At 49.3% G+C, this 8,403-nt stretch carries 7 protein-coding genes; 3 read left to right on the forward strand and 4 right to left on the reverse strand.

Going from position 1 to position 8,403, the window contains the following annotated elements; genetic code table 11:
* Positions 1-99: 99 nt before the first annotated feature.
* Complete coding sequence (locus B3007_RS10650; RefSeq protein WP_297530858.1) at positions 100-2,307, forward strand: primosomal protein N'; 2,208 nt, start codon at positions 100-102, stop codon at positions 2,305-2,307.
* Between the two features lie 277 nt (positions 2,308-2,584).
* Positions 2,585-3,502, forward strand: a complete 918-nt coding sequence (locus B3007_RS10655; protein ID WP_301376755.1) for an AraC family transcriptional regulator — start codon at positions 2,585-2,587, stop codon at positions 3,500-3,502.
* 433 nt (positions 3,503-3,935) lie between these two features.
* Here the strand turns inward: B3007_RS10655 and B3007_RS15665 are convergent, their stop codons facing one another.
* A complete protein-coding gene (locus B3007_RS15665) occupies positions 3,936-4,292 on the reverse strand; it encodes a putative quinol monooxygenase (protein WP_414716223.1) in 357 nt (118 codons plus the stop codon).
* A gap of 521 nt (positions 4,293-4,813) precedes the next feature.
* On the opposite strand from B3007_RS15665, the gene B3007_RS10665 reads away from it, so the two are divergent.
* Entirely contained in the window at positions 4,814-5,815 is a 1,002-nt protein-coding gene (locus B3007_RS10665) for a GlxA family transcriptional regulator (RefSeq protein WP_297530850.1), read from the forward strand.
* Positions 5,816-5,901: 86 nt separating this feature from the next.
* Here the strand turns inward: B3007_RS10665 and B3007_RS10670 are convergent, their stop codons facing one another.
* From B3007_RS10670 to B3007_RS10680, 3 genes are all read right to left on the reverse strand, one after another.
* On the reverse strand, positions 5,902-6,165 hold the full coding sequence (locus B3007_RS10670; protein ID WP_068440496.1) for a Txe/YoeB family addiction module toxin: 264 nt from the start codon (positions 6,163-6,165) through the stop codon (positions 5,902-5,904).
* A complete protein-coding gene (locus tag B3007_RS10675; protein WP_022990187.1) occupies positions 6,162-6,404 on the reverse strand; it encodes a type II toxin-antitoxin system Phd/YefM family antitoxin in 243 nt (80 codons plus the stop codon). The genes B3007_RS10670 and B3007_RS10675 overlap by 4 nt, the downstream gene beginning before the upstream one ends.
* A 175-nt stretch (positions 6,405-6,579) precedes the next feature.
* On the reverse strand, positions 6,580-7,377 hold the full coding sequence (locus B3007_RS10680) for a substrate-binding domain-containing protein (protein WP_068440523.1): 798 nt from the start codon (positions 7,375-7,377) through the stop codon (positions 6,580-6,582).
* Positions 7,378-8,403 lie beyond the last annotated feature (1,026 nt).

Here is an 8,403-nt window from a genome sequence, read left to right on the forward strand (position 1 = left end):
ATGCACCGCGCTACTGGCTTGTTATAGATACAATATGCCCTTGCAAGGGCAATAAGGACGCGCATAATACCAGAGCATTCCGTATCAGCAAGCTTTTTCATGTCCTTTTATGTTGTCGACGTCGCTCTGCCCGTCCCCCTGTTACGCACCTTCGACTACCTGCCGGTAGAGGGTGACGCCCGAGAAAACTACCAACCCGGTCAGCGGGTTCGTGCAGACTTTGGCAGACAGCTGCTCACTGGCATTGTCTTGGGCACCCGTGACAGCAGTGAAGTTCCCACGAATAAGCTCAAACCCTTGTTAGCACGGCTGGATGACGCACCGTTACTGGCTCCGCGTGACCTCAGTCTTGCCCGCTGGATGTCAGACTACTATCACCACAGTCTGGGGGACGTGCTCGAACACTGGATACCGACCATGCTACGGCGCGGCGCCGGACTGAACGAGGCCGATGAGAGCGGTTGGCAACGTATCGCCTCACCCAATACAGAGCCAGCACTCAAAGGCAGCAAGCAGCTGGCATTGTGGCAGCAGTTTCAGCGACAGGAATACATTGCTCATCGATTTCTGACAGCTCAGGGATTTTCGCTGGCCCAGTGCCGTAAGCTGGCCGAGCTCGGATTAATCGAGGAACAGACACGACTGCCAGTCCCTGCACTACCTGAATCCGTCCGACCGGCATTGCAGCTAAATGACGAGCAAGCATCGGCGGTGAAAAAAGTCTCTGACGTACTGGGGAAATTTAAGGCCTGTCTGCTTGAAGGCGTGACGGGCTCAGGCAAAACTGAAGTCTATCTCCAGCTTATCGATAAGGTAATAAAACAGGGAAAACAGGCGCTGCTGCTGGTGCCTGAAATCGGCCTGACACCGCAGACCGTGCGCCGCTTTCAGGAACGTTTTAATGTGCCCGTCGCACTGCTTCACTCGGGTCTGAATGATCGTGAACGACTGCAAGGCTGGCGACAGGCGCGTGAAGGTCAGGCGCGGATTCTGATCGGTACCCGTTCAGCGGTGTTTACCCCCCTGCCGGACCTGGGCCTGATTATTCTCGACGAAGAGCACGACGGCTCCTTTAAACAGCAGGATGGCCTGCGCTACTCGGCGAGGGATTTTGCACTCGTGCGTGCCCATCAGGCTCAGGTACCTGTCTTGCTTGGCTCTGCAACGCCGTCGCTGGAGAGTCTGCATAACGCATTAACAGGCAAATACCTGCATTTAAAACTGACCCGTCGTGCCGGAAATGCCAGACCACCGGGCATGAAGCTCCACAGTATTCTGCATCAACCTCTGGTGCACGGCTTTGCCGAACCAGTACTCAGCGCCATGCAGCAACACCTGAATCGCGGCAAGCAGGTCTTGGTATTCTTAAACCGTCGTGGCTTTGCCCCCTTATTAGCGTGCAAACAATGCGGTTGGAATGCAGAGTGTCGACGCTGCGATGCGCGCATGACACTGCACCAATATCCTCCGCACCTGCATTGCCACCACTGCGACTATCAGCAACCCGTGCCGAAAGTGTGCCCGGAGTGTCACTCGCCGGATATTGAACCCATCGGTCAGGGCACTGAACGCATTGAAGACCATCTGTCCGTGTTATTTCCGCAAACACCCGTAAAGCGCGTTGACCGTGATACCGTGCGTACGAAGCAGGCGTTCGATGATTTATTTGAAGAAATTCATACTGGTGATCCATGCATTCTGGTCGGTACGCAAATGCTGGCCAAAGGCCATCACTTTCCCGACGTCACACTGGTGGTAATACTCGACAGCGATGCTGGATTATTCAGTGCAGATTTCCGGGGAATGGAACACTCGGCGCAGTTAATTAAGCAAGTCGCCGGGCGTGCTGGCCGGGCAGAGTCTCCCGGCGATGTCTGGATTCAGACCCTCTATGCCGACCACCCGCAACTCAACCTGTTAATCGATGACGGTTATCACGCGCTGGCACTCTCGATATTGCGCGAGCGCTTAGATCAGCAACTGCCGCCCTACTCCCACATGGCCATGCTACGCAGCGAATGTGAAGACAGAGCGACGGCTCAACGCTTTCTCGAACAGGCCCGGCACATACTGCAACACTGGTTAAAACAATACGGCCAGAAAGACGCCCCCGTCACACTGCTCGGCCCGGTGCCTGCAATCATGGAACGCAGGAACGGCCGTTACCGTTTTCAGCTACAGGTGTTCTGCAGCGAGCGTAAGGCCTTGCACCAGACGCTCGATGCGGCATTGAAACAACTTCAGGAATTAAAAGGCTTCAACAAAGTACGCTGGCACATCGATGTTGATCCGCTGGATACACTCTGATTAAAGCCCTTAGAAGCTACTGAATAACATAGAAGCCTGAGGAATAGAGTGTAATAGGTAATATCTCCAGCGGAAAGATCGCAACCCTAAGGTGCAACGGTGATACAAACGAATCAGTTGAGATCTTATTATTCAAGACACCACACACAATCACACTTGCCGATAAATTGCCGATCCTTGCCTATTACTACAATCAACAACAGAGAGCCTCAACCCTGCCCTCAAGCCAGTGCTAATATAAAGAGACCTAATCGAAAGCAGCCGACAGGGCGAGCGAATGTCCACAAACACCTCAATAAGTAGTTCAGATAGCGCCTTGGACAACAAGCTAAGCGGCCTCATTGCCAGCCTTATCGGACAGAAAGCCCGCATAGATACCGATGTACCAGGACTGAGTCTTCACCGCTGGACCGAACCCACCGACCCTACCAGTTATATGCTAGCTCCGAGCATTTGCCTGATCGGCCAGGGACGTAAACGCTTATTCCTTGGAGAAGAGACCTTCATCTACGACGCCGAGCACTTCCTGATAACCTCAGTTGAGCTTCCTGTCGTCACGCAAATTATTGAAGCCTCACCCGAGAAGCCCTATCTGGGCCTGACCATGGAACTCGACCTTCGCCTGATTTCACAACTAATGATAGATAATCAGATAACGCCGGATAAGAAACAGACAGACCGCTGCGGAATCGGAGTCAGCCGGGTGCCCGGAAATTTGAATGATGCCTTCTGCAGACTTCTTAGTCTTGCGAGTCAGCCAGAAGATATCGTGCCTCTCGCCCCCCTTATTCGGCAAGAAATTTTCTATAGATTACTGAAAAGCGACCAAGGCCCACGCTTACGCGCTATTACCTCGAACGCCAACCATGGCTACCAGATTGCCCGCACCATCGAATGGATGAAAGAAAACTTCAGTAAGCCAGTAAAAGTCGAAGACCTGGCGAATAACTCGGGAATGAGCGTCTCTGCATTTCATAACCACTTTCGCAGTATGACTGCGATGAGCCCACTGCAATTTCAGAAGAAAATGCGGCTCAATGAAGCGCGTCGACTAATGCTGGCAGAACACCTCGATGCATCAAAAGCGGCCTTTGAGGTCGGCTATGAAAGCCCCTCACAATTCAGCCGAGAATATAGCCGTCTGTTTGGGGCGCCGCCGATGAAAGATATTCGCCAGCTTTCACAGACGGTGTAGCAGTGTGCTAGTTAAAACCCTTCAATACCAGGGCGGAGCAACGTACTTACCGCGAGTGACGGCAGGCTGCGCCGGATTCTGCAAACCTTCGCCAAACGAAATAACTTCAATATTGTCCGCGTTGTCAGGGCCGAGTGATAAAACAACGTGGTTGGTATCCCCCGCCTATGCCTGTATTACTGCGATAGAACACCAGATCACCACGGCGAGGGCGCCAGTAGGTGCCTGAAAACGGGAAATCAGGCCAATCATTCCAGACCTTAGTCCAGGTGGCTTCAAAGCTCTCAGTGTTTCTGACAAGTGATTTCCTTTCCTTATTAAACTAACGCTCGGCCTTTGGGCGGGCGCTTTTTGCGCGTCCCGCCGCGCTTTTAAGGGTCCAGTTGAACACTTTGTCAGGCTAATTGTGAGCATACAAGCTAGAAGACCAAAATTATTTACCAGCTTCTGCAATAATCTCAAAATTATGAATGTTGTTTAGAACACCGTTATCCCAGCCGCCAACGACAAGATCATCCGCTTGGGCCTTGAGGGCAGCAGCAACTTTCCCGGCAAAGTGAGCTTCTCTTCCACCCTCATCGGTAAAGGTATCAAAAATACCAAAAGTGTTGCTATCTAATTTAAGTGATGTCCATAACAACGTTTTTGGTTCAGTTTGTGCGACAACAGATGCGGCTCCGATTAATAGCTGCTGTAATTCTTGCTCTTTTCCTGGTTGGGCTTTTAACACTATATAAGTTGCGCTTGTAGCATTTTCTAAGTCTGTGTCAGGTTCTTTATAGGATAAAATGCTAAAGTTAGAAATATTAGCAACAACCCCCTTATCCCAACCATGCGCTACGAGCGTATCTGCATTGGTATTTAATGCGGCTGCTACTTTCCCTGCAAAGTGCTCTGACCGGCCCGCTTCATTTGGAAAAAAATCAAAAATTCCGAAACTGCCATCGTTTTTTTTAAGCGCATACCAATACAAGGTATTGGGTTCAGTTTGCGCGACCAATGTTGCGCCTTCCTTTAGAAAAGCAGTTAGCTCTTTGTCTTGTCCAGACTTAGCCTCAAATGGAATATAGGTTGCTTCTTTCATGATAGTCTCCTGTTTTGGTACTTCTGAGCGTGATATAGACGCATTCATTAAAATGAATAGAAATACAGTTAGATAAATACTTGCTTTACGCATAGGATTGAAAATTTTCATAAATTCCCCTTACGTTGAAATCGAGGTGCCATTGTAGGGTTTGGCTCAGCTTGACCAGTAGTGACAAAAAAGACACCATACATGCAATATCTGCCATTGTTTTTTGGAGTGTATGAATGACGACAATTGTGATTCTTTCAGTGAATAACGCCTTACCATCAGGGCTTATGGGCATGGTTGATATCTTTGCATTAAGTGGTTTGCATTTTGTGCAGAAGTCTGGAGATGGAGCACTTTCGAAGGTGGACTGGCACCCAAACGTGATTTTGGCGAATCATGATGGGCAGCCGATAACTGACGGGCATGGGCGTAATTTTGAGGTCGACTCTGATTTTGCTTCAATTAAGCATTGCGATGCAGTGTTGGTACCTGGGTTTATTCCAAATGGTCAAGGACACCCACCGAAAACCACTACAGATATGCTTACCTGCTCATGGTTGGCTACACAATATAAAAAAGGAGCGCTCATGTGTGGCTCTTGTAGCGGTGTATTTGCACTTGGAGAGGCGGGCTTACTTAATAACCGAAAATGCACTACCACGTGGTGGTTACATGATGAATTAAAGCAACGATTCCCAAAGGCGAATGCGGTATGGGCAAGTGAATTAATTGATGATAACGGTATCATCACTGCTGGTGGCCCCCTTTCCTGGGTTACCATTGCATTGCATGTAGTGAAAAAGCTTGCTGGTATTGAAACGGCGAAGGTTGTGGCTGATTTTTCTGTCGTTGATGCGATACCAAAATCTCAAAACCTGTATGTGCCGGAGGGGTATCAGGCTTCAAACAATCCATTCCTTGCAAAAGCGGAATATACCATTCGTAAAGCACACTACCAAACCATGAGCGCTGGTGATTTGGCAAAAATAATGGCTGTATCTGAACGTACGCTAAATCGTAAGTTAAAAGAGTTAACCGGAGAAACCCCCAAAGCCTTTATTGACGGGGTTAGAATAAGCCATGCTTGCACATTGTTAGCAACCACCAATACGTCCGTAAAGGAAATCGCCCTTTCTCTGGGTTATACGGACGATAGCGTATTTCGTCGTCTCTTTAAGAAGAAAATGAAAATGACACCTTCCAACTATCAGCAACAAAGACGCAATAATGAAAGTTAAGCTTTTAGCCTAACGCTGAGCTTTGCGGCAATTTTGGAGCCGCGAAGCGGTGGAAAAATTGTCCGGCAACAGCGGCTGGTTATGCATTATTCGTAGTGGCTCCAGAGTCTGAGGACTTTCACCACTTGCTCGTCCTCCAGTACTTGGTAGACCAGGCGATGCTGAATATTAATGCGACGCGAATAGGCCCCCGCAAGATCACCAATTAGCTTCTCAAACGGAGGCGGCTTGCGATAAGGATCTTCCGCTATTAGCGCTAACAGTTCCTGGGCTTTTGGTTTGAGGCCGCTGGAGGCCAACTTTTTTGCATCTTTCTGGGCCTGCTTGGTGTAAACCAACTTCCATGTCACCAGTCCAGCTCCTCATCGCATGCATCCACGGGGGTATCCATCCCTTCCCGAATAGACCCCCGCATACCGGGTACGGAGAGCAGATAAAGTGTTTCTTGAATAGCAGACCAGTCTTCTTCGGATACCAGAACAGCTTTATTCCGCTTACCCATGATGACGATTGGTTGGTGGGACTCGGCGGTCTCGTCAATCAACCGATAAAGGTTGCTGCGCGCCTCAGTTGCAGTGATTCCGGTCATAACGCACCTCTTGCGTGTTTAACTTTTCACCAAGTGTACGCCTCTCGGTACGTACGTCAAGACGAACGCCCTGTATAACGACTAAGCTCACCGGCGGCAATGGAGCGCAGCGGAATTGCCGTCCGGTGCAGCGCCTTGTTATGCATCGAATTATGGGGCAACTAATAAATAGCGATTATCTCCGCCACCCTTCGGTGGCCATTATCTTTTGGGCTTCTTCGGTAACCAGAAAGTCTAGGAACATCTGCGCCTCACGGTCTGCGTCAGGTGAGATGACTACATTGACATCTCGCCAGATCGTTCGGTCTTCATCTAAGCGAACAAGCTCCAATACATCGGGGTGCGTGATCGGCCAGTTCGGCCAGGTAATCCAGGCATCAGCGTCCAGCTCCTTGAACGCATTGAAGCTGGCGCCAGAACCGAGCGAGTACGACACGATATTCTTACGAAACTGCGCGACGTCATTCAGCGAGCCCATGCGTCCGGCGACGTCTTCCCATGTTCCAGTTCCGGAGGTGTTGTAGATGCCCTTGCCCTCCGTAACGACGATTTTCATTCCTTCCACTAGAAGCGCGTCAAAGCCCTGAATATTCTTTGGGTTGCCGGCCTTAACGGCTATAACGGTGGGCCTGATATAGATCGGCTCGACCTTGCTGGGGTCGAAGGTCTTGTAGGTTAGCAGGAATGCCGTCATCGACTGCTCCGAAGTACCCCAAAGTATATCGGCATCTGCCTGGGCATCAGCAGACCATCTGCTTTCAGGCCCGGCGATAATTTCCACTTTGGTACCCGAACGGTTTTCCCAGACCTCAGCGACTTTTTTGAAGGCGGTATTCGGCCCCCCAGCACCATACAGTTTGACGACACCATCCTTCGGCTCGTGCTCGATTGATGGGTCATAAAGTGATGTCTGAGCGAATGACGGAACAACTGCTGCTGCACAAAAGAGTGCTATGACGATAACTATTTTCATTTTCTATCTCCTAATTTGAATGAGATTGTAAGTTGGCTGTGAGGCATAACGCCTTGCTCAACGGCGTAGTATATTTGGCGGTTTTTATGCGGCTCTTTGCATAAAAAGTGACAAATATACGGAGTCCGTTGCAGCTTTTTGTTAGGGGTTTAATTCACTTCGGACTTTGATACGTCTCTCCGGAGTTGCTCATTCCCCTAGTGCTTTTTTATTCATTTACTTCAGGGGGTGATGGCTGCTCCCGAAGTACCTTATTTGTAACGCGCTTAGAATTTTATTCAGTCCCTTCGCTTTTCATATAAGACGAAGCGAAGAATGCTAAATTAACAGTACAGTTTTTAATACCTGTTGCCCCACAACCTAAGCGATACATTTACCCTATATCACAGAGCTTAACTTTTGCTTTTATCATGGGATAATTCTAGCCGTTTTGCTTCACTGCGTCGCACTCTTTTTGACGCTTAGGCTGACGTAACTATATGCTTTTAAGACCCCTAACGCCGCCAGAACGCGGCAATTTTGGAGTGGATTTTTTGTGGCAGCGTAGCGCCCGCCACGAAAAAGCGACGGAAAAATTGCTCGCTGTTACTGGCCTTGTTATGCGCTACTTCCAATTGCCGTCTTCATCGAAACTGTCAGCGTCTACTGCTATCAAGATCTTTGAAGGCTTAGATATTAGGTATGAGATGTTACCCGTTCTCCTACCCGATTTCACAACAACAAGCACTTCAGAACCTTGCTGACTCTCATAAATCGGTGTTTCGATTATTGCACCACTTTCTAACTCAACAAATGTTGATTCGCCACGGTGTGAGCTTATTACTCCGCGCTCAACGCTCACTACTTTTGGAGCGTCGGTTATGTACAGATATATCCAGTAAGTCAACGCAATTAAGCACGCTGCTGAAATAATGTAAATCAAGATCTTACTCAACATGGATACAGCCTACGAGTACGCATAACGCCCGCATTTGCGGCTGGTTTGGAGCGTAGCGGAAAACCAGTGATCTTGCCCCGATAAAACGG

The sequence above is a fragment of the Thalassolituus sp. UBA675 genome (assembly GCF_002297765.1).
Classification (GTDB): Bacteria; Pseudomonadota; Gammaproteobacteria; order Pseudomonadales; family Oceanobacteraceae; genus Thalassolituus.

What these genes read in the sequence shown, in the direction of transcription:
- B3007_RS10650 (WP_297530858.1), top strand. Translation starts at nt 100, where the DNA reads ATGTCCTTTTATGTTGTCGACGTCGCTCTGCCCGTCCCCCTGTTACGC.
- B3007_RS10675 (WP_022990187.1), bottom strand. Translation starts at nt 6,404, where the DNA reads ATGACCGGAATCACTGCAACTGAGGCGCGCAGCAACCTTTATCGGTTG.
- B3007_RS10665 (WP_297530850.1), top strand. Translation starts at nt 4,814, where the DNA reads ATGACGACAATTGTGATTCTTTCAGTGAATAACGCCTTACCATCAGGG.
- B3007_RS10655 (WP_301376755.1), top strand. Translation starts at nt 2,585, where the DNA reads ATGTCCACAAACACCTCAATAAGTAGTTCAGATAGCGCCTTGGACAAC.
- B3007_RS10680 (WP_068440523.1), bottom strand. Translation starts at nt 7,377, where the DNA reads ATGAAAATAGTTATCGTCATAGCACTCTTTTGTGCAGCAGCAGTTGTT.